The sequence below is a fragment of the Rhodococcus artemisiae genome (assembly GCF_036327795.1).
Lineage (GTDB): Bacteria > Actinomycetota > Actinomycetes > Mycobacteriales > Mycobacteriaceae > Rhodococcus > Rhodococcus artemisiae.
Genome location: NZ_JAUTXY010000020.1, coordinates 40,148 through 58,390, shown reverse-complemented (window position 1 = coordinate 58,390; position 18,243 = coordinate 40,148). Strand labels below are relative to the sequence as shown.

18 protein-coding genes are annotated in these 18,243 nt (G+C 65.5%); 11 read left to right on the top strand and 7 right to left on the bottom strand.

Going from position 1 to position 18,243, the window contains the following annotated elements:
- Nucleotides 1-233 precede the first annotated feature (233 nt).
- The gene (locus Q7514_RS29495; protein ID WP_330136805.1) at nt 234-1,772 is read left to right on the top strand and encodes an acyl-CoA synthetase; all 1,539 of its coding nucleotides are present in this window, start codon (nt 234-236) and stop codon (nt 1,770-1,772) included.
- Here the strand turns inward: Q7514_RS29495 and Q7514_RS29490 are convergent.
- Nucleotides 1,759-2,133 (bottom strand): RNA-binding S4 domain-containing protein, encoded by a 375-nt coding sequence (locus Q7514_RS29490; RefSeq protein WP_054713109.1) that lies wholly within the window; start codon nt 2,131-2,133, stop codon nt 1,759-1,761. The genes Q7514_RS29495 and Q7514_RS29490 overlap by 14 nt on opposite strands.
- Nucleotides 2,134-3,771 (bottom strand): ABC-F family ATP-binding cassette domain-containing protein, encoded by a 1,638-nt coding sequence (locus tag Q7514_RS29485; protein WP_330136804.1) that lies wholly within the window; start codon nt 3,769-3,771, stop codon nt 2,134-2,136. It lies immediately after the preceding gene.
- 55 nt (nt 3,772-3,826) lie between these two features.
- Here Q7514_RS29485 and Q7514_RS29480 point away from each other — a divergent pair, with 55 nt between their 5' ends.
- Nucleotides 3,827-4,336, top strand: a complete 510-nt coding sequence (locus Q7514_RS29480; RefSeq protein WP_330136803.1) for a pyridoxamine 5'-phosphate oxidase family protein — start codon at nt 3,827-3,829, stop codon at nt 4,334-4,336.
- 4 nt (nt 4,337-4,340) lie between these two features.
- Here Q7514_RS29480 and Q7514_RS29475 read toward each other — a convergent pair whose 3' ends face one another.
- The gene (locus Q7514_RS29475; protein WP_330136802.1) at nt 4,341-4,985 is read right to left on the bottom strand and encodes an FMN-dependent NADH-azoreductase; all 645 of its coding nucleotides are present in this window, start codon (nt 4,983-4,985) and stop codon (nt 4,341-4,343) included.
- A 223-nt stretch (nt 4,986-5,208) separates the two neighbouring features.
- Here Q7514_RS29475 and Q7514_RS29470 point away from each other — a divergent pair, with 223 nt between their 5' ends.
- Both Q7514_RS29470 and Q7514_RS29465 read left to right on the top strand, forming a co-directional pair.
- Nucleotides 5,209-6,378 carry an LLM class flavin-dependent oxidoreductase gene (locus tag Q7514_RS29470; protein ID WP_054713107.1) on the top strand — a complete coding sequence of 390 codons (1,170 nt, stop codon included), beginning with the start codon at nt 5,209-5,211 and terminating at the stop codon, nt 6,376-6,378.
- A 2-nt stretch (nt 6,379-6,380) separates the two neighbouring features.
- Nucleotides 6,381-6,794 carry an SRPBCC family protein gene (locus tag Q7514_RS29465; protein WP_330136801.1) on the top strand — a complete coding sequence of 138 codons (414 nt, stop codon included), beginning with the start codon at nt 6,381-6,383 and terminating at the stop codon, nt 6,792-6,794.
- 67 nt (nt 6,795-6,861) lie between these two features.
- On the opposite strand, the gene Q7514_RS29460 is transcribed toward Q7514_RS29465, so the two are convergent.
- Entirely contained in the window at nt 6,862-7,674 is an 813-nt protein-coding gene (locus Q7514_RS29460) for a helix-turn-helix transcriptional regulator (RefSeq protein WP_330136800.1), read from the bottom strand.
- Between the two features lie 271 nt (nt 7,675-7,945).
- Between Q7514_RS29460 and Q7514_RS29455 the strand changes: the two genes are divergently transcribed.
- Nucleotides 7,946-9,610, top strand: coding sequence for a class I adenylate-forming enzyme family protein (locus tag Q7514_RS29455; RefSeq protein WP_330136799.1), 1,665 nt, complete (start codon nt 7,946-7,948; stop codon nt 9,608-9,610).
- A gap of 21 nt (nt 9,611-9,631) precedes the next feature.
- Here the strand turns inward: Q7514_RS29455 and Q7514_RS29450 are convergent, their stop codons facing one another.
- The 3 genes from Q7514_RS29450 to Q7514_RS29440 form a co-directional block, all read right to left on the bottom strand.
- A complete protein-coding gene (locus Q7514_RS29450; RefSeq protein ID WP_330136798.1) occupies nt 9,632-10,960 on the bottom strand; it encodes an MFS transporter in 1,329 nt (442 codons plus the stop codon).
- Nucleotides 10,961-11,088: 128 nt separating this feature from the next.
- Nucleotides 11,089-12,183 (bottom strand): S1C family serine protease, encoded by a 1,095-nt coding sequence (locus tag Q7514_RS29445; protein ID WP_330136797.1) that lies wholly within the window; start codon nt 12,181-12,183, stop codon nt 11,089-11,091.
- A complete protein-coding gene (locus tag Q7514_RS29440; protein ID WP_330136796.1) occupies nt 12,180-13,289 on the bottom strand; it encodes an NAD(P)-binding domain-containing protein in 1,110 nt (369 codons plus the stop codon). The genes Q7514_RS29445 and Q7514_RS29440 overlap by 4 nt, the downstream gene beginning before the upstream one ends.
- Nucleotides 13,290-13,461: 172 nt before the next feature.
- Between Q7514_RS29440 and Q7514_RS29435 the strand changes: the two genes are divergently transcribed.
- The 6 genes from Q7514_RS29435 (at nt 13,462) to Q7514_RS29410 (ending at nt 18,242) form a co-directional block, all read left to right on the top strand.
- The gene (locus Q7514_RS29435; RefSeq protein ID WP_330136795.1) at nt 13,462-14,349 is read left to right on the top strand and encodes an SPFH domain-containing protein; all 888 of its coding nucleotides are present in this window, start codon (nt 13,462-13,464) and stop codon (nt 14,347-14,349) included.
- Between the two features lie 9 nt (nt 14,350-14,358).
- Nucleotides 14,359-14,562: a hypothetical protein gene (locus Q7514_RS29430; RefSeq protein ID WP_330136794.1), complete on the top strand. Its 204-nt coding sequence runs from the start codon at nt 14,359-14,361 to the stop codon at nt 14,560-14,562.
- Between the two features lie 125 nt (nt 14,563-14,687).
- Complete coding sequence (locus tag Q7514_RS29425; protein ID WP_330136793.1) at nt 14,688-15,329, top strand: ABC transporter permease; 642 nt, start codon at nt 14,688-14,690, stop codon at nt 15,327-15,329.
- Complete coding sequence (locus Q7514_RS29420) at nt 15,329-16,531, top strand: ABC transporter ATP-binding protein (protein WP_330136792.1); 1,203 nt, start codon at nt 15,329-15,331, stop codon at nt 16,529-16,531. Before Q7514_RS29425 ends, Q7514_RS29420 begins: the two co-directional genes overlap by 1 nt.
- A complete protein-coding gene (locus Q7514_RS29415; protein WP_330136791.1) occupies nt 16,528-17,265 on the top strand; it encodes an ABC transporter permease in 738 nt (245 codons plus the stop codon). Before Q7514_RS29420 ends, Q7514_RS29415 begins: the two co-directional genes overlap by 4 nt.
- Nucleotides 17,262-18,242, top strand: a complete 981-nt coding sequence (locus Q7514_RS29410) for a glycine betaine ABC transporter substrate-binding protein (RefSeq protein ID WP_408016213.1) — start codon at nt 17,262-17,264, stop codon at nt 18,240-18,242. The genes Q7514_RS29415 and Q7514_RS29410 overlap by 4 nt, the downstream gene beginning before the upstream one ends.
- The last annotated feature ends 1 nt before the right edge of the window (nt 18,243 follow it).

Here is an 18,243-nt window from a genome sequence, read left to right as displayed (position 1 = left end):
ATCCACATGGTCGCTTAGGGAATATCTATGGCCATCTACCTTCCCGGAAGCGACCGGCTCTCATACGCTGACGATCGTTCATCAAGAGGGCCGGGGGCAGGGGCCCGGCGGTGAGGTCACTGCCGGAAGTCGTTCTTCACAGTGGCACCGGGCACGCCGTCATGACCGACGACCGATAGCGACCGACCGAGGATCCAGCGCCCCTGGTCGCGTGGAATCAGAGGAGCAATCGGATGTATCCAGGCAAGTACGCTGCCGAGGCCCCGCACCGACCGGCTGTAGTCGAAGCTGCCACCGGGCGAATACTGACCTATCGAGATCTCGAGGATCGGTCGGTGCAGTTCGCGTACTGGCTACGTGAGCAAGGTGCTATGCCTGGAGACCACATCGCAGTGCTGACGGTCAACGATGCCACGGCATTGGAAGTCTATTGGGGTGCAGTCCGTTCCGGACTGTACGTAACGTTCGTCAACACGCACCTGACGCCTGCGGAGACCGCGTACATCGTCGACGACTGCGACGCGAGCATCCTCGTTGTCTCGGCCCCGCTCGCCGCTCTGGCCGAGGCTATCGCTGATTCGACCCCGAAGGTGCGCATCCGAGTTGCGTTCGGCGGCGACGTGCCCGGACATGTGGACTATCGCACGGCCATCGCGACGATGCCTACTGCACCGCCCGACGATCAGCCGCGCGGAACCGACATGCTGTACTCCTCGGGAACTACGGGACGTCCCAAGGGAATCCGCCCATACTTGACAGGTGCGCAGATCTGGGAAGACTCCGGCAATCACGTTGTTCGTACCCTGCGCTCGTACGGGTTCGAGGAGAACTCGGTGTACTTCTCACCCGCACCGATCTACCACGCTGCACCCCTGCGCTACGCTGCCGCCGCTATCGCCCTCGGCGGTACCGTCGTCATGGCGTCGAGATTCGATGCCGAGGCGACCCTCGGATACCTGGAGCGGTACCGGGTGACGCACAGTCAATGGGTACCCACGCATTTCGTTCGTTTCATGAAGCTTCCCGCAGAAGTCCGGTCGAGGCATGACATGTCGTCGATGCAAGCGGCCTTCCATGCCGCAGCTCCGTGTCCGGTCGAGGTGAAGCGCGCAATGATCGACTGGTGGGGCGAGGTGATCTATGAGTATTACTCGTCCACCGAATCGCCTGGCAGCACCACCATCACACCGCAGCAGTGGCTACGCAAACCGGGTAGCGTGGGCCGCGCCGCAGGGGGATCGGTCGTGCACATCTGTAGCGACGACGGGGCCGAACTTCCCGCAGGTGAGGTCGGGCAGATCTACTTCGAGCGACCCGGCAGCGAATTCGAGTACTACAACGATCCAGACAAGACCGCCGAGTCGCGCCACCCCGGTCGGCCTGGCTGGTCCACCACCGGCGATCTCGGCTATCTGGACGACGACGGCTTCTTGTTCCTCACGGGACGGAAGAAATTCACGATCATCTCCGGCGGTGTCAACATCTATCCCGAGGAGATCGAGGCCGCGCTCACGGTGCATCCGAAGGTCTTCGACGTCGCCGTGATCGGTGTCGCCGACGACGAGATGGGCGAGTCCGTCAAGGCTGTGGTGCAATTGGCACCCGGAGTCGACGCGGGCGAAGCCGTCGCCTCCGAGTTGATCGAGTACTGTCGTTCCCGCGTCGCCCGATACAAGTGCCCGCGTAGCGTGGAGTTCACGGCGGCGTTGCCGCGCACTGCGACCGGCAAGCTGCTCAAGGGCGCTCTGTTGGACGCTTCTAGTCCTCGTTGAAGCCGCGAAGTCGATCCATCTCGCGCCGCTCCTTCTTGGTCGGCCGTCCCGCGCCGCGGTCGCGGCGCGGGATCGAGGCCAGAACTTCCTTCGGAGGCGGCGGAGGGCTGTGATCGATGTACGCCGTCGCCGCGATCGCTGCGCCCACCCGCTTGTTCACGAGCTGCGCGACCTCGACGATCTTCTCCGATCCGTGCACACGGACCCGCACCTCGGTGCCGATCGTCACGGGTGTCGACGGTTTCGCGGTCACCCCGTCGACCCGGACGTGCCCGCCCCGGCACGCACTCGCCGCGGCCGACCGGGTCTTGAACAACCGCACCGACCACGTCCAGCTGTCCACCCGAACACTTCCGCCCATCTACAGCAACTCCTCGCTCAGTTCTCCGCCGTCAAGCCTCCACCTGCGCGTCGCGCGGGTGGTATCCAGCATGCGACGGTCGTGCGTCACCAGCAGCAGCGTTCCGTCGAAACTCTCGATCGCCTCCTCGAGCTGTTCGATCGCGGGCAGGTCGAGATGGTTGGTGGGTTCGTCGAGGACCAGCAGATTCACCCCGCGCGCCTGCAGTAACGCCAGCCCCGCACGGGTTCGTTCACCCGGCGAAAGCGATGCGGCGGGTCGCAGGACGTGGTGACCCTTGAGGGCGAACTTCGCGAGCAACGTCCGGACATCCGCGTCGGGCCAGTCAGGTATTTGGCGTCCGAACGCCTCCACCAACGGCTCATCGCCCTCGAAAAGTCCTCGTGCCTGGTCGATCTCGCCGATGAGCACGCCGGATCCGAGTGTTGCGCGTCCCGTATCCGGTGTGAGTGAGCCGAGAAGGAGACGGAGGAGTGTGGTCTTGCCCGCGCCGTTCGGACCGGTGACGATGATGCGGTCGCCCCACTCGACCTGCGTGGTGACGGGGCCGAGGGTGAACCCGCCGCGTGTCACGACCACACCGTCGAGCGACGCGACCAGTGTGCCGCTGCGCGGTGCAGCAGCGATCGACATGCGCAGTTCCCATTCCTTGCGGGGTTCCTCGACCACCTCGAGACGCTCGATCCGCCGCTGGGTCTGCCGCGCCTTTGCCGCCTGCTTCTCGGTGGATTCGGCACGGACCTTCCGCCCGGCCTTGTCGTTGTCCTTCGACTTGCGGCGCGCGTTGCGCACGCCGTGCTCGAGCCAATTGCGTTGCATCTGCGCGCGATCCTCGAGCGCCGACTTGGTGTCGGCGTACTCGTCGTACTGCTCGCGGGCGTGTCGACGCGCGACATCGCGCTCGACGAGATACGCCTCGTAACCCCCGTCGTACACCGAGATCTGCTGCTGTACAGGATCGAGTTCGACGATTCCTGTCACCGTCCGAGCCAGGAACTCCCGATCGTGACTGATGACCATCAGCGCGATGCGGGTGTCGGCGACGAACCGTTCGAGCTGTTCGAGCCCGGCCAGATCCAGATCGTTCGTCGGCTCGTCGAGCAACAGCACGTCGTACCGCGACAGCAACAGCGCTGCCAGGCCGGCACGGGCAGCCTGCCCACCCGACAGCCCTTCCATCGGAGCATCGAGCCCCACGTCGAGGCCGAGATCAGCGACGACCTTCTCGGCTCGTTCCGCCAGATCGGCACCGCCGAGCGCAAGCCACCGTTCGAGCGCAGGGGTGTAGTCGTCGACGTCGGAGACCCCCAGCGCTTCGGCCGCGGTGTTCATGGCGTGTTCGGCTTCGGCGACGCCGGTGCGGCGCCCCAGGAAACCGAGGATCGTTTCGCCGGGCACGCGCTCGGGTTCCTGCGCGAGGTACCCGATCGTCGCATCGGGAGGGCTCGAGGTGACGGTGCCGGTGACGTCGGCGCTGCCCGTACCTGCGAGGGTCGTGAGCAGGGTCGACTTGCCGGCGCCGTTGGCACCCACCAGGCCGATCACGTCGCCGGGCGCGACCGTCAGGTCCAGCCCGTCGAACAGGGTGCGTTCGCCGCGGGAGGCCGACAGGTCGCTGATACGTAGGGTTGCGCTCACTCCCCGATTATCGCCGTCGCGATGAGTTCGCCGTCCGCCGCGGGTCGGTATCGGCATGACCACAGCTGCAGTGACCACCACGATCGACACCCGTTACGGCGAACCCGGCGCCGAACCCACGTCGTGGCCCGAGACCGAGGCCCTGTTCGCGTCGGCGCCGTTGTACTGGGTGAGCACCATACATACGACCGGTCGGCCACACGTCGCGCCTCTCGTGGGCGTCTGGCACGACGGTGCCTTCCACCTGACGGTCGGCCCGGGCGAACAGAAAGCCCTCAATCTGGTGCGGGACCCCCGCGTCGCAGTCACCACCGGACGCAACGACTGGGATTCGGGCACCGACGTGGTGCTCGAAGGGGAAGCCCGCCGCGTCACCGACCACGACGCACTCACCGCGATCGCCGCCGCGTACTTCGACAAGTACGGCGACGCGTGGCGCTTCGAGGTCGGAGAGGGAGGCTTCGGTATCGCCGACGAGTTCGCCTGGGTGTTTCGGATCCCGCCTCGCAAGGTGCTGGTCTTCGCCAAGAAGCCACACGGCCAGACCACACACCGATTCGGGTAGACGGTCAGGAACCCAGCTCCGTCGCGAGGGCACGCACCGTGTCCTGCGCGGCGGCGAGACTCTCCGCGGCCTGCCCGGCGAGCGGTGCCAACGGTGGAATTCTGTCGGCAAGGGTGAGTTCCGCTGTCACGACCGACACCGACATGCCGAGCGAGGTGCCCAGTGTCTGCTGGAGCGGCGGGATCACCGAGTCGGTTCCTTCGCCAGGTGTGCCGGGCGCATAGGTGTTGCCGCGACTCGACACGATCACCACCGGTTTGCCGGCGAACGGCGAATCCGGAGTGTCGAACGGCACGGTGGTGCCGAGCACGTGGATGTAATCGATCCAGGCCTTGAGAGTCGACGGCAGCGACCAGTTGTACATCGGTGCACCGACGACGAGGGCGTCCGCGTTCGTGACCTCGGCGATCAACTCCGCCTGCAATGCCTCGGCATCGGGATCCGGCCGCTCTGTGCTGGTGCGCAGTCGCGCTGCGTAATGCAGGCCGGCGTCGGGTAGGTGGGGCAGCGGCGAGCGGTGCAGATCCCGCACGAGCACTGTGTGCTCGTCGCCGAGTGCGCGCCACGTGTCGGCGAACAGACCGGTCAGACCGCGAGAAACCGAGTTCTGCAGGTCGGCGGACGAATCGAGGTGCAACAGGTGGGGCACGGTGTCTCCCGGTTCCGGCGGTGATGTCGATCGGAAGCCTACTGCGCCGTGCTGAGGTCATCCGACGTCCATCGCGGATCCCCTCGGTCGTGAGGAGTGGCGATGCGGTCCGATCCGGAAATCTGCTGTCGGTGGATGTCTACTTTCGCGGACTACTCACCCTGTGTTCCAGGTCATAGCGTTCCTTTCGAATTACTCGCGTCAGAGACATAGGGAGCGTCACATGAGCAGGTTGAAATTCGGCACCTTCCTCGCCCCGATCCACCAGCCGGGGCAGAATCCCACGCTGCTGCTTCAGCGCGATCTGGAACTGGTGGAATATCTCGAGCAATTGGGATACGACGAGGCGTGGTTCGGCGAACACCACTCTGCAGGCGCCGAAATCTATGCCTCACCCGAGATCATGATCGCGGCTGCCGGCGAGCGCACCAACCGGATCAAGCTGGGCACCGGAGTCACTTCGGTGTCATATCACAACCCGTTGTGGGCGGCCGAACGAATGGTCATGCTCGACCACTTGACGCGGGGTCGCGTGCTGTTCGGGCTGGGACCGGGCTCGTTGCCCACAGATGCTGCCATGCTCGGTCTGTCGCAGATCGACACCCGGGAGTTGTTGGCGGAGAACACCGATATCATCATGCGGTTGCTCCGAGGCGAGACCGTCACGGCCAAGACCCGGACCCACGAACTCTTCGATGCGAAGATCCAGATGGCGCCGTACTCGGAGCCGCTGTTCGACGTCGTGGTGGCGGCGATCGCATCTCCGACCGGTGCACGGCTGGCGGGCAAGTACGGAATCGGCCTGCTTTCGATCGCCGCAACTCTGACAGCCGACGGATTCAGTGCCCTGCAACATCATTGGGGAATGCTCGAGGAGTTCGCGGCCCTGTCCGGGCGAAGCGACGAAGTGGATCGATCGACGTGGCGCCTGGTGGGCCCATTCCACCTCGCAGAAACCAAGGAACAGGCATACCGGGACGTCGAGCACGGCATCGAATACTGGTTCAACTACCTCCAGCATGTGGCCGCCTTCCCTCAGATGGACGTGCGCGGCACGAACAAGCACGAGATGATCGACTTCATCAACACCTCGGGTATCGGTGTGATCGGTACCGCGGAGGAAGCACGCGAGCAGGTGCAGCGTCTGATCGATCAATCCGGCGGATTCGGCACGCTGCTGCTCCAAGGGCACGACTGGGCGAACCCGCAGGCCACACGTCGCTCGTACGAGTTGTTTGCTCAAGATGTCATGCCACACTTCCAGGGGCAGGCGCAGCCGATGATCGATGCGGCCGAACGCGCGCAGGCGGTTCGTGAGGGGCAGGCCGCCGAACATGTGAAGGCTGTCGAGCACATGACCAAGAAGTACGAGGCAGAGCTCGGGCGGGCGTGACGATGGCGAGGATCGAAGTACAGCGTGATTTCCCGGTATCTGCTGAGACGGTGTGGAATTGGATCGGCAGCACCGGTGAGGTGGCCTCGTGGATCCCGGCCATCAGATCGTCTCGAATGGAGGGAGACGTACGGCACGTGGTGTTCACGGACGGAGAACCCGCACGCGAACGGATCGTCGAGTTCGACGACGGTGAGCGGACCTACGCCTACGAGTACATCGACGGCCCACTTCCGTTGCGCCACTACCGTTCGACCGTCTCGGTGGTCGAAACCGGCGACCGCGGCTGCACAGTGCGCTGGGCGGCCGAATTCGGTGCCGAGTCCGCCGACGTGGAGGCCGGCCTCGCTACGGCGATCGAGGGAATCTACTCCGACGCTCTCGACGAGTTGAAGGGCAAGGTTGTCCCCGTCTGACGCCGCCGAGGTCGGTGCGGTCGTGAGTACCGCTCGAACCCGATCGAGCCGCGGCATCCGGGGCATCTCATGTCACTTCGGGTGCGAGCCGGTGGGGTCCCTGCCCGCGTCGTGCCTGCGATCGGTGGCCGCGACGTAGTACCGCGATGGCCAGTTCCGACCGATTGCGATGGCCCGTCGTGTCGAAGATCCGACTGATGTACTTCTTGACCGACAACTCGGACAGGAACAACCTCTCTGCGATCTCGGAATTGCTCAGTCCGTCGCTGACCAGTTCTGCGACTTCGAATTGGCGCGGCGTGAGCCCCTTCAGTGGATCCACAGGTTGTTCGGCTGCCGCGACTGTCACTGTCCGCGTACGCAATTGCCGTGCGAGAACGCGCATCGCGACCAGATCGGACTCATCCCACGGACGGACCGTGCCGAACATGCCGATCAGGGCCTCACCATCGGCGAGTGGGAGGTGGAGTGCGGACGCGGTGTACATATCGTGGGGGCGGAGATAGTCGACCACGTACGACCGCTGCGGCGACGGCAAGTGTGACAACTCATCGAGAGACGCGAATCCGGATGTGGTCAAGACTCGGCGGGACAACGGCAACGCGAAGATGTCCTTGTCGCGCCATCGGTCGTGGTAAGTGGGCAGCAGCGGTGAAGCAGCGCCGGTCAGCAGAGGCGCCGGATCATCGAAGATGTCCGGGAATGTCCTCCCGTGGAAGAACGTCACGTCGCGAACCCCGAAATAGGTGGATATCGCATCGACCAGCCCTTCCTTGAAGGCGTGCCCGCCCCCGGATTCCTCGCACTGATCGAGCACCGCCAGGATCCCGAGCATCTGTTTCCTGGACAGCTGGTCCTGCCACGCTCGGTGTTTCGTCATCGACCCATTCTCCCCGGCTCGAATGTGACCTACATCATGAAGATCGTCGCGTGCCTAACGATCGATTGTCAACACATACGAGAGGGAGGCGCGGATTCGCGCAGATCAAGGGATGATCAGGTGCGGAATGGCAGTAGATGAGAACGATCGTTCGGCTTCGGCGGGATGTGAACCGACAGAAACGGGGCGCTGCGCGGGCGTTCCGAGACCCCCAGCAAGAACTGCGCAGATGAGGCGCATTGTGCGGTTGAGATGAGGAATGGTGAAACGAATGGACGTTGCTGTGCCCCCATGGACGAAGCACTACCCCGAATCCGTACCCCCCGACCTGACCGGGACCCATTCGTCGATGCTCGCCGCGTGGAACGAACACGTACACACCCGCCCCCACGACCCCGCGGTGCACTACTTCGACACCACACTGACATTCGCCGACATCGACCGAGCAGCAGACGCACTTGCCGTCGCACTGCACGACAACGGACTCGACGCGACCGATCGAGTTGCCCTCTACCTGCAGAACGACCCGCAGTGGCTGGTCTCGCTCCTGGCCGCATGGAAACTGCGCGCCGTCCCCGTTGCCGTCAACCCGATGCTGCGAGCCGAGGAACTGCGCCACATCCTCACCGACTCCGGAGCCTCGACACTGATCTGCCTCGACAGCCTCTACCAGACGGTCGTCGCCGGCATCCGCGACGGAACCGCACTGCAGACCGTGCTCACCACCCACCCCCTCGACATGACCCCGAACGCGACCGTGCCGCCCGCCGTCGCACACCAGGTGCCGGCCCGCACATCGTTCGCGGACACGCTGGACTGGCACACCCTCACCCACCGGTACCGCGACCGCCGCCCCGAACCCGCGACCCCACGACCTCGCGATATCGCCGCGCTGACGTACACCTCCGGCACCACGGGACGTTCCAAAGGTGCGATGAACAGCCACAGCGCGATGGTGCACAGCTCCACCGTGTACGCGCGGTGGTGGGATCTGCAGCCCGAGCGTGATGTCATCATCGGTCTCGCACCGGTCTTCCACATCACCGGGCTCGTCGCCGGCTTCGGTGTGCACATCATCAGCGGCGCCCCGCTGGTGCTGCTGCACCGATTCGATGCCGAGGCGATCCTGCAGGCGATCGAGCGATGGCGAGGCACCTTCATGATCGGCGCCGGCACCGCGTTCATCGCCTTGACCACGCACCCTGCCCTCGACGCCGTCGACGTCTCGTCCTTGACGAAGACCCCGTCCGGGGGAGCGCCGGTCGGCCAGGCGCTGGTGGATCGGATCCGTGCCCGCGCGGGGTGGACCTTGCGTGGTGCCTACGGCATGACCGAGACGACGTCGCCGACACACCTGGGACCGCCCGACATCGATCCGCCGACCGACCCGGACAGTGGTGCGCTGTCGGTCGGAGTTCCGGTTCCCGGCGCGCAGGTCCGGATCGTCGATCCGGTCAGCGGCCGGGATCTCGGCCCGGGCGAACCCGGTGAGATCGTCGTTGCCGGTCCGATGGTGGTGCCCGGGTACTGGCGGCTGCCCGAGGAGTCCGCGCACGCAATCCGTGATGGGTGGCTGTATACGGGTGATCTCGGCAAGGTGACCGACGAGGGGTGGCTGTTCGTGGTGGATCGGATCAAGGATCTGATCAATGCCGGTGGGTACAAGGTGGTGCCGCGTGATGTCGAGGATGTGCTCTATCAGCATCCGGCGGTGCGGGAAGCGTCGGTTGTCGGGGTGCCGGACGAGTACCGCGGTGAGACGGTCAAGGCGTTCGTCTCGTTGGTGCCGAATGCTGCCGTGAGCTCCGAGGAGCTGATCGGCTATTGCCGGGAGCGGATGGCGGCGTACAAGTATCCGCGTTCGGTGGTGATCCTCGATGAGTTGCCCAAGAATGCCAGCGGCAAACTCCTCCGACGGGAATTGCGTAATGGGTGAACAGGCATCGCGAATCCGGCACTAGCGGTGGGGGAGTGTGGGGTCCGCCGGTACATCCAGCGGATTCTCGATCTCGTCGCGGCGCATCCGCGCCACGACGATCGTGATCACTGCGGCGACGATGGGCAACGTTCCCGCGAGCACGAATGTCGGCACCAGGCCGACCGCGAGCGCGATCGGACCGGCCACTGCCATCGAGAGCGGCATGAACACGAGCGAGACGAAGAAGTCCAGGCTCGAGACCCGTCCCAGCAAGTGCGCCGGCACACGCCGCTGAAGGAGGGTCCCCCAGATCACCGTCGGCGCCGAGAACAGCACTCCCACGATGAACACCGCCACCACCATGACCGCGATCGATCCGGTCATGCCCACGGCCACCAGCGGCACGGCGCCGAGACCCCACATCACCATCATCGTCGTCAGATACCTGCGAGGGAGGGACCACGAGGCCATGGCCAGCGAACCCAACGCGCCGCCCACCCCGAACGCGGCCAGAACCAGTGCGTGATCTCCGGCTCCTCCTCCGGGAATCTCCTTGATGGCGAAGGGGATCAATACTTCTATCGGGCCCATCAGGACGAACGTGATCGTGGATCCGAACAGGAGGGTTGCGAGCAGCCACGGTGTGCGCACCATATAACGGAAGCCGTCGGCGAGATCGGTGGTGGCAGCACGCAGCGGGTGGAGCTCAAGATCCGCAGACAGGTCGCGCCGAAGCGGGGTGGGTCGCAACCTGAACAGGAACGCTGCGGTGACCGCCTCGAGGATCGCCACCAATGCGAGCGCCGCGGTGGGGGAGTACGACGCGATGGCCGCACCGGCAAACACCGGGCCCAGCCCCTGCATGAATGCCGGACGGATCATCCCTTCGATTCCGTTGGCCGCCAGCAGGTCACCCGCGGGAACGATGGACGGGAGAAGTGCTGAATAGGCCGGATACTCGAACCCGTCCGCCATGCCCACCGCGAGGCCGATGAGCGCAAGATGCCAGAACTCGATGCGGTCGGTCCACGCGAGCGTCGTGGCGACGACCACCATGACAGCCTTCACGGCGAACACCGAGATCAGGATCTTGCGCTGTGGCACACGGTCGGCGAGCACGCCGCCTGCGAGGCTGGTGAGCACGATCCCCAGCGCCGGGCCGACGGCAACCAGCGACAGTTGTGCGGGCCCACCGCCGATCTCGATGACCAGCCACACCAGCGCAATCAACCACATGCCGGCGGCTATCAGGCCCAGCGACAGCGCAAGCGCCAGCACCCTGTACTGCGGGAACCGGAGCGGACGCACGGGGCCGCGGGCCCACCGTGGCTGCGGCAGGTCCGAGCGATTCACGGCGTCGTTGCGCATGATGATTTCTCCGCTGTCTCGTGTGTGCCGATGTGTCGAGGGGAATCATCCGACCTCGAGTCGACTGGAGGTCAAGTGTCCTCGGTCCTCTGGACGTCGGGCAAACGATTTACGGCGTGAACGCCGCGTCAGCGGACAGGTCCCGACTCGAGCGTCAGGTCGGTGGAGCCCGTAACTCCCGCTTCGTCGATCCATTCGACACGCACCCGATCGCCGGGCCGATGCCGGCGAAGTGCTTCCTCGAGATCGTTGGTGGAGGAGACAGGTACGCCGTCGAAAGCGACTATCACAAAGCCTGGTTCGAGACCGGAACGGTAGGCAGGGGAGCCGTACGAGACCCACAGCACCTCGGCGCCCCGATCGCCGCCGTCGGAGCGGGCGGTGGTGACGCTCACCCCGAGGTGCGGGGTGGGGCCGACATGGACGGTGTCGGAACCGACCCCGCTGCGCACCTGCTCGAGCACGTCGAGTGCTTCGCCGATCGGCACTGCGTACGCCTCGGGTGACTCGTTGCTGGTGTCGATCCCGATGGTTTCCGTCTGGTCGCGGTAGACCGAACCCGCGGTGTTGACCCCGACCACCACACCGAATGCGTCGACGAGTGGCCCACCGGAATCGCCGGGCCGGATTGCCGCGTCGGTCTGGAGCATGCCGGTGAGCCGGTGGCGCGATCCGTCGGTCGAATCACGCACCACCACGTTGCGGTCGTGGGCGACCACGGTGCCCGGTGCGGCGACGACCACCCCGCCGCCGTCGGCATTGCCGAAAGCGGTGACGAGGGATCCGACTTCCGGTGGTGTGTCGGCGAGGGTGGCGACCGGCAGGTCGTGTGCCGCGCCGAGTTGCAGGACCGCGATGTCTCGAGTGGGGTCGTAGCCGGTGACGGCGACGTCGTAGATCAGTCCGGTGGCGGGACTGACGGCGGTGATCTCGGTGGCGCCGCTCACCACGTGATGATTGGTCAGCGTCACGCCGTCGGGCGTGAGGACGATGCCCGTGCCCGCGACCCCGCTCCACCCGCGGCGCGCGTCGATGTTGACGACCACCGACTCGGTCCGGGTGGCGAGCTCTTCGAACGACAGAGGAGACGGGGGCGGTGGTGCGGGCGCCGCGACGGGCGCGGGAGGAGGTGTTCCGACCTCGACGACGGCGGGTGCGCTCACAAGGAGGCTCGCGGTGGCGGCGAGCGCCACCAGCAGCGTCGACCCACTGCGCCCCGTCACGTCGCGTGAGCCTCCGCCTCCAGGTGGTCGACGAGTTCGCGTGCTGCCGCGCGCCCTGCACGGTTGGCGCCGATGGTGGACGCCGACGGACCGTAGCCGACCAGGTGGATTCGGGGATCATTCTCGACCTGGGTCGCGAGTCGTCCGGTCAACGTGATCCCGCCGCCCGGGTTGCGCAGGTCCAGCGGCGCGAGGTGGTCGAGAGAACTGCGAAATCCTGTGCACCACAGGATGACATCGACGTCGAGCTGTGACCCGTCGGGCCATTGCACGCCGGTCTCGGTGATCTCCGAGAAGATGGGCTGCCGCTCGAGGACGCCGCGCTCGCGGGCGGCCCGGATCGCCGGGGTCACGGGTAGTCCGGTGACGGAGACGACGGAGCCGGGCGGCATGCCTCGTCGCACGCGGTCCTCGACCAGCGCCACCGCGGCCCGGCCGATCTCTGGACTGAATTCCTCGGTGCGCCAAGCGGGTTCGCGACGGGTGGTCCAGGTGGTTATCGTGACGCGGGAGATCTCGTCGAGTAGCTGCACTGCCGAGATGCCCCCGCCGACGACCAGGACGTGTTTGCCGACGAATTCGTCGGCGGAGCGATAGTCCTTGGTGTGGAGCTGACGCCCGCGGAAGCGGGTGGCTCCGGGGTACCACGGGACGAAGGGATGTTCCCAGGTTCCGGTGGCGTTGATGATGCCCCGGGCGGTGTAGATCCCGGAGTCGGTTTCGATGCGCAGGCGGTCGCCGCGATCGCAGACCACCGTCACCCGGACCGGGCGGTGGACCGGCAGCTCGAACCGCTCCTCGTAGTCCGCGTAGTACTCCGGTACCGCCGTGGACGCGGGGACGAGGCCGGAGTCGGAACCGACGATGTCCTCGAACGACGATCCGGGTAGATCGTGGACGCCGTTGACGGTGCTCAACGTCAGCGACGGCCATCGGTGCTGCCACGCTCCGCCGGGTCCGTAGGAGCGGTCCAGGACGACGAAGCCCGTTTCGGGGCGGACACCGAATCGACGCAGGTAGTACGCGGACGACAGCCCGGCCTGTCCGGCGCCGATCACGACGACGTCGACGGCCTTCGTATCGGCCGCGGTGTCCTCCACCGTCATCGAACCCCTCCCGGTCGGCTCTCGTGAATTCAATGATGCCCCGTGGCGCGGGGACGTGTGCGGCAACTGTGCAGGGGAGGCGGGCCGGTGTCCGGAACGTCGGGTTCACGCTCGTGCGTCGGCCGATAATGTGATATCACTTTAATATCTTCAAGGTATCGGAGGGAACGTCATGGACACACCGGACACATTCACAGTCGAGCGACCTGGCCGCTCGTCCAACGGCTGGGCGGTACTCGTCGCGGGCCTCGTGGTCGACCTCGTCGCGATCGGACTGATCGTGTGGGGCGCGATCGAGATCAATGTTCCTCTGATCGTCATCGGCGCGGTGATCTTCGTGGTCGCCACGGTGTTCCTCGCGGGCCTGGTGCTGGTGGAACCCAACGAGGCTCGCGTACTGCAGTTGCTGGGCGGGTCGTATTCGGGAACACTGCGCGAACCCGGTCTGCGATGGATGAACCCACTCAATTCGCGCCGCAAGATCACCACGCGCATCCGCAACCACGAAACGGGCAGAGCGAAGGTCAACGACGCCGACGGCAACCCGATCGAGATCTCCGCGATCATCGTGTGGCAGGTGGAGGACACCGCTCGCGCCGTGTTCGACGTCGACGACTTCGAGGAATTCGTCGCGGTCCAGACCGAGGCCGCCGTTCGTCACATCGCAGGCAGCTACCCGTACGACGGACCGCAGACGGTGATGTCGTTGCGCCAGAATGCCGACGAGATCACCACCAAGTTGTCGGACGAGGTCCACGATCGCGTGCAGTCGGCGGGGGTCCGAATCATCGAGACCCGCATCAACCAGCTCGCGTACGCACCCGAGATCGCGCAGGCCATGCTGCGTCGCCAGCAGGCCGGCGCGGTGATCGCCGCACGCGAACAGATCGTCCAGGGCGCCGTGTCGATGGTCGGAACCGCCCTCGCGCGGCTCGAAGCCGAGCACACCGTCGAACTCGACGAGGAACGCAAGGCCGCGATGGTCTCCAACCTGCTCGTCGTGCTCTGTGGCGACCAGAGCGCTCAACCGGTTCTCAACACTGGCTCGCTCTACCAGTAGGACGACGGCATGGCCGAACGTAAGAAGGTGCTGCTGCGGCTCGACCCCGCGGTTCACGACGCGCTCGCGCGGTGGGCCTCGGACGAGCTGCGCAGCACCAACGCGCAGATCGAGTTCGTCCTCCGTCGCGCCCTGACAGACGCGGGACGGATGCCACGCGATGCCGGGCGGATCCGGGGGCCCGGTCGTCCCCGCGCAGACGAAGACGAGTGATTCGATCTCCGCCAGGCGAACAACGCGAACTGCCCACGCACGCGCTCCGTTGCCGTTAGCTTTGTGCGGATGACGCCTCATCGACACCACGAGGCGGCTTCGACACGAACGACAAGAGGAATGCCGTGAGTCTGTGGAGCTATATACAGGGCCGTGAGGAGACCTTGCTGTTCCTGACCTACCAACACGCCTCCCTCGCGTTCCAGACCGTCCTCGTCGGCAGTGTCGTCGCGTTGGCGATCGGCATTGCTGTCTATCGCCTCCCGGTGCTGTCCTCACTCACGCTCACCGGCAGCCGCGTGGCGCTGACCATCCCGTCGCTCGCCCTGCTCGCGCTGCTGATCATTCCGTTCGGGCTCGGCGTCACCCCCTCGTTCGTGATGCTCGCCTTCTTCGCGGCAATGCCGGTGATCGGCAGTTCCGTCGTCGGGTTGCGGTCGGTGTCGCCGGCGGTGGTCGAATCGGCACGGGGTATCGGCCTTGCACGATGGCGGATACTCGCATTCGTCGAACTGCCGATCGCATGGCCGGTCATCCTCAGCGGAATCCGCGTCTCGACGCAGATGGTCGTCGGTGTCGCGGCGATCGTCGCCTACGTGCTCGGTCCGGGGCTGGGTTCGCTGATCTTCAACGGACTGGCTCGTCTCGGCGGAACCAACGCCGTGGAAATGGCACTGACCGGGACCATCCTCGTCGTCCTCGTGGCCCTGGTTTTCGACGCACTGCTCGTACTGCTCGGGCGCCTGACCATTCCGAAGGGACTCTGATGGCGGATCAGCGCATCACCGGCACTTCGATACGCCTCGACGGCGTGGTCAAACGCTATCGCGGACAGGAGAAGCCCGCCGTCGAACGGCTCGACCTCGATATCGAGGCCGGCGACATCGTCGCCTTCGTCGGGCCGTCGGGATGCGGGAAGACCACCACCCTGAAGATGATCAACCGGCTGATCGAGCCCACCGAGGGCCGCATTCTCATCGGCGACCGCGACGTCACCGATGAGAATCCTGACCGGCTCCGGCAGTCGATCGGCTACGTGATCCAATCGGGCGGCCTCTTTCCGCACTGGTCCGTCGCGAAGAACGTCGGCGCGATCCCTCGTGTTCTCGGTTGGAGTCGCGCAAAGATTGCTGAACGCACCGAGTACCTCCTCGAACTCGTCGGCCTCGATCCGGGCACCTACGCCGACCGGCTCCCCAGAGACATGTCCGGCGGGCAGCAACAGCGTGTCGGTGTGGCCCGGGCGCTCGCCGCAGATCCGCCGGTGTTGTTGATGGATGAGCCGTTCGGGGCGGTCGACCCGCTCACCCGGGTCCGCCTGCAGGACAGCCTCCTCTCCATCCAGCAGGAGCTGGGGAAGACGATCGTCCTGGTCACGCACGATTTCCAGGAAGCGACGAAACTCGGCGACAAGGTGCTCATCCTGTCCGAGGGCGGCCGCATCGAGCAGTATGCGACACCCTCGGAGATCCTCGCGAACCCTGCCACCCCCTTCGTCGAGGAGTTCGTCGGGTCCGGCGCCACTCTCGCCCAGCTCACACTCACGAGGGTGCGCGACGTCGACTACGAACAGGTGGTCACCGCGTCCGTCGGGGAGAACGCAGAGGAAGTGGCGGCTCGTGCCCGCGCTGCGGGCCACGATTGGATCGTGGTCGTCGACGGACGAGGCAGACCGCGTGCGTGGCCCACCCTCGCCGAGATCGCCACGAAACCACAGATTTCCGACTACATCGACGCGAGACTCCCGGTGGTCAGCGAATCGTCGACGCTCAACGATGCGCTCGACTCGATGCTCGCCGCGAGTCAGGGCGGAGTCCTCGTCACCGACGGCCGCGGAGTGATGCGGGGAGCGCTGCGAATAGACACGGTGATGGCGGTGATTCGCGCGCACACGGCCGAGGTGAGATCGGACGACGAGGAGCCCTCGTACATCTCGCACGAAGAGGACCACCACCAGGAGGGTTCGTGACCTCCGCGCGCCGTGTGCCGGTGGACGTCTGGTTCGAGCCCCTGATCATCGTCGTGGTCGGTGCCGGGTACCTGTTCTGGTACCTGACGTCGTCGTTCACCGAAACCGAACAGGCAGCGCTGGGGTGGGACAACCTGAGCGCGACCATCGTCGACCACATCGTGCTGACCGTGGTGGCGGCGATCATCGTGATCGTGATCGCCCTGCCCCTCGGGATCCTGCTGAGCCGCGACTCGATGCGATGGCTCAACCCGGTCGTCGTCAATGCGGCGAACGTCGGACAGGCCGCCCCGGCAGTGGGGTTGCTCGTCCTGTTCACGATGTGGCTCGGCACCGGATTCCGGACCGCGGTGATCGGTCTCGTCGTGTACGCGATTCTTCCGATCCTCCAGAACACCATCGTCGGTCTTCGTCAGGTGGATCGACGGGTGATCGAGGCGGCACGAGGCATCGGTTTCTCGAGCGCGCGCACCCTGGTGCGCGTCGAGTTGCCGCTCGCAGTCCCGATCATTCTCAACGGTATTCGGACCGCGCTGGTCATCCTGGTCGGAACGGCGACGCTGAGCACCTTCATCGGGGCGGCGAGCCTGGGAACGCTGATCACCACGGGGGTCACGTTGTTCCTTCCCGCGCTGCTCGTCTCGGGCGCGATCCTCGTGGCACTGCTTGCGCTGATCATCGATTGGCTGGGCAGGCTCGTCGAGTTCGCCGCGACACCGCGAGGCCTCTCGTGACCCGGATCCGGCACGGTGCGCACGTGCTCGTCGCCGTGGTCTGTGCGGTGACTCTGGCCGCATGCGGCCTGGTCAGTTCGTCGGGCACGTTCCGGAAAGCTGCCCTTCCGGACGGGAATGAGCCCTTGGCCGGAGCTTCGCTGGTCGTCTCGTCGAAGAGTTTCACGGAAGGCGTCATCCTCGGCAAGATCACGGCCACCTATCTTGCTGCTGCCGGCGCGGACGTTTCCGACCTCACGGGTGCACCGGGATCGGCATCGTCGCGTCAGGCGCTGCTGAACGGCGACGTCGACATCGTCTGGGAGTACACGGGTACCGGCTGGGTGAACTATCACGGAGAGACCGAAACGATCGCCGATCCGGACGAACTCTGGGAACGCGTCCGCGAGATCGAGAAACAGGAATACGACCTCGAATGGCTGCCGCCCGCGAACTTCAACAATACGTACGCGTTCGCTGCGTCCTCCCCCACCGCGGAGCGACTCGGCGTGCAGCGCCTCGAAGACATCGCGAGCCTTCCGATCGGGGAGCGCACGTTCTGTGTGGACGACGAGTTCTTCAGCCGCCCGGATGGTTTCGTTCCGATGCTCGAGACATACGGGATTCCGTTCAACGATCCGAATGGTGTTCCCGCCGGAAATGTGACCAGGATGGACACGGGCGTGATCTACACGTCCACCGCGTCGGGTGAGCCCTGTAATTTCGGGATGGTCTACACCACCGACGGCCGCGTGCGGAACCTCGACCTCGTCGTCCTCGAGGACAACCGAAGTTTCTTCCTTCCCTACAGCGGGACCGCGGTGGTCCGTGGAGAGGTATTGGCAGCGCATCCGGAGATCGCCGGACTCCTGGGCACGCTCTCGGCGCGATTGACCGAGGACGTGATGCAGGACCTCAACGGGCGTGTCGACATCGAAGGGCAGGAGCCGTCGGAGGTCGCGTACGAGTGGTTGATCTCCGAGGGGCTCGTTTCCTAGA

Coding starts and splice junctions, on each gene's coding strand:
- Q7514_RS29460 (WP_330136800.1), bottom strand. CDS start 7,674: ATGACGAAACACCGAGCGTGGCAGGACCAGCTGTCCAGGAAACAGATG.
- Q7514_RS29490 (WP_054713109.1), bottom strand. CDS start 2,133: ATGGGCGGAAGTGTTCGGGTGGACAGCTGGACGTGGTCGGTGCGGTTG.
- Q7514_RS29480 (WP_330136803.1), top strand. CDS start 3,827: ATGACCACAGCTGCAGTGACCACCACGATCGACACCCGTTACGGCGAA.
- Q7514_RS29495 (WP_330136805.1), top strand. CDS start 234: ATGTATCCAGGCAAGTACGCTGCCGAGGCCCCGCACCGACCGGCTGTA.
- Q7514_RS29470 (WP_054713107.1), top strand. CDS start 5,209: ATGAGCAGGTTGAAATTCGGCACCTTCCTCGCCCCGATCCACCAGCCG.
- Q7514_RS29430 (WP_330136794.1), top strand. CDS start 14,359: ATGGCCGAACGTAAGAAGGTGCTGCTGCGGCTCGACCCCGCGGTTCAC.
- Q7514_RS29455 (WP_330136799.1), top strand. CDS start 7,946: ATGGACGTTGCTGTGCCCCCATGGACGAAGCACTACCCCGAATCCGTA.
- Q7514_RS29435 (WP_330136795.1), top strand. CDS start 13,462: ATGGACACACCGGACACATTCACAGTCGAGCGACCTGGCCGCTCGTCC.
- Q7514_RS29440 (WP_330136796.1), bottom strand. CDS start 13,289: ATGACGGTGGAGGACACCGCGGCCGATACGAAGGCCGTCGACGTCGTC.
- Q7514_RS29450 (WP_330136798.1), bottom strand. CDS start 10,960: ATGCGCAACGACGCCGTGAATCGCTCGGACCTGCCGCAGCCACGGTGG.
- Q7514_RS29420 (WP_330136792.1), top strand. CDS start 15,329: ATGGCGGATCAGCGCATCACCGGCACTTCGATACGCCTCGACGGCGTG.
- Q7514_RS29465 (WP_330136801.1), top strand. CDS start 6,381: ATGGCGAGGATCGAAGTACAGCGTGATTTCCCGGTATCTGCTGAGACG.